The sequence below is a fragment of the Methylobacterium sp. CCH5-D2 genome, assembly GCF_001556475.1.
Classification (GTDB): domain Bacteria; phylum Pseudomonadota; class Alphaproteobacteria; order Rhizobiales; family Beijerinckiaceae; genus Methylobacterium; species Methylobacterium hispanicum.
The window spans coordinates 1-1,933 of the sequence record NZ_LSIX01001158.1; the positions used below are offsets into that span (position 1 = coordinate 1).

At 68.4% G+C, this 1,933-nt stretch carries 2 protein-coding genes; both read left to right on the forward strand.

Going from position 1 to position 1,933, the window contains the following annotated elements; translation table 11 throughout:
- Window positions 1-50 precede the first annotated feature (50 nt).
- Window positions 51-1,331 (forward strand): O-acetylhomoserine aminocarboxypropyltransferase, encoded by a 1,281-nt coding sequence (locus AX737_RS31380; RefSeq protein WP_066928115.1) that lies wholly within the window; start codon window positions 51-53, stop codon window positions 1,329-1,331.
- A gap of 130 nt (window positions 1,332-1,461) precedes the next feature.
- Window positions 1,462-1,933: manganese catalase family protein (locus AX737_RS31385; RefSeq protein WP_197430786.1), on the forward strand; the 472-nt coding region annotated here is incomplete at its 3' end.

Below are 1,933 nucleotides of genomic sequence, written 5' to 3' on the forward strand. Positions count from 1 at the left end.
GGCGTACACGGCAGGGCAACACGCCTCTTCGGGCCTCAGGAGACCTTGCGATGAGCGACCGGCAGCCCGGCTTCGAAACCCTGGCGATCCACGCGGGCGCCGCGCCGGACGCGACGACCGGCGCGCGCGCGACGCCGATCTACCAGACCGCGAGCTTCGTGTTCGAGGACGTGGACCACGCCGCCTCGCTGTTCGGGCTGCAGGCCTTCGGCAACATCTACTCGCGCATCACCAACCCGACGAACGCCGTGCTGGAGGAGCGCATCGCCGCGCTCGAGGGCGGCACCGCGGCGGTCGCGGTCGCCTCGGGCCACGCCGCCGAGTTCCTGACCATGCACGCCCTGATGCAGCCGGGCGACCAGTTCGTGGCGGCCAACAAGCTCTACGGCGGCTCGATCAACCAGTTCAACCACAGCTACAAGAGCTTCGGCTGGGAGGTCGCCTGGGCGGATGCCGACGACCCGGCCTCCTTCGAGGCGGCGATCACGCCCCGCACCAAGGCGATCTTCTGTGAATCCATCGCCAATCCGGGCGGCGTCATCACCGACATCGCCGCGCTGTCGGCGGTTGCCCGGCGCCACAACATCCCGCTCGTGGTCGACAACACCATGGCGACCCCGTACCTGATCCGGCCCTTCGAGCACGGCGCCGACATCGTGGTGCACTCGGCCACCAAGTTCCTCGGCGGCCACGGCAACTCGATCGGCGGGCTGATCGTGGACGGCGGCACGTTCAACTGGGCCGGCGACGCGCGCTACCCCATGCTGAGCCAGCCGCGGCCGGAATATGCCGGCATGGTGCTCTCCGAGACCTTCGGGAATTTTGGCTTCGCCATCGCGGTGCGGGTGCTCGGCCTGCGCGACCTCGGGCCGGCGCTCTCGCCCTTCAACGCCTTCCTGATCCTCAACGGCATCGAGACCCTGCCGCTGCGGATGCGGCGCCACTGCGACAACGCGCTCGAGGTCGCGACCTTCCTGGCGCGGCACGAGGCGGTGGCCTGGGTCAGCTATCCGGGCCTGCCCGAGGACCGCTACCACGCGCTGGCGCAACGCTACACGCCCAAGGGAGCGGGCGCGGTCTTCACGCTCGGCCTGAAGGGCGGCTACGAGGCGGGCGTGAAGCTCGTCTCGAACCTGCAGCTCTTCTCGCATCTGGCCAATATCGGGGACACGCGCTCGCTGGTGATCCACCCGGCCTCGACCACCCACCGCCAGCTCACCGACGCGCAGAAGAGCGCGGCCGGCGCCGGGCCCGAGGTGGTGCGCCTCTCGATCGGCCTGGAGGATCCCGCCGACCTGATCGAGGATCTGGATGCGGCCCTGCGGGCCTGAGCGGGCGGGATCGGACGCGCCTGCGGCAAACGGACTCGCGGCCGGACAAGTTGGCCGCGAATCAGGAACATCACCCGAGCCCCACGGTAGCCCTTCCGGCATCTCAGTGCCGATCCGGAGGGCTTAACCCATGTTCATGCGGCTCGACCGTCTCCAGGCCGAACTTCCCACGCCGAAGCGCCCCGATCCCAACGCCGCCGCGGCCCTGCAGGAGTTGCTGGGCGGCAAGTACGGCGAGATGTCCACGCTCGGGAACTACATGTTCCAGAGTTTCAACTTCCGCAACAAGTCGAAGTTGCGTCCATTCTACAGCCTCGTGTCGAGCATCTTCACCGAGGAGCTCGGCCACGTCGAGCTGGTCTCGACCGGCGTTGCCATGCTCAACAACGGCCCGGGCGACGACACCGAGAACGTCGACGTCTCGAAGGCGCCGTTCCACGAGATGCAGGACGTGCGGCTTGCCGGCGCCTTCTTCTCGCAAGGGGGCGGCGCCACGCCGGTCAATTCCAACGCCCAGTCGTGGAACGCCGACATGGTGACGACCTCGGGCAACCTGATCATCGACCTCTTGCACAACTTCCATCTCGAGTGCGGCGCCCGCC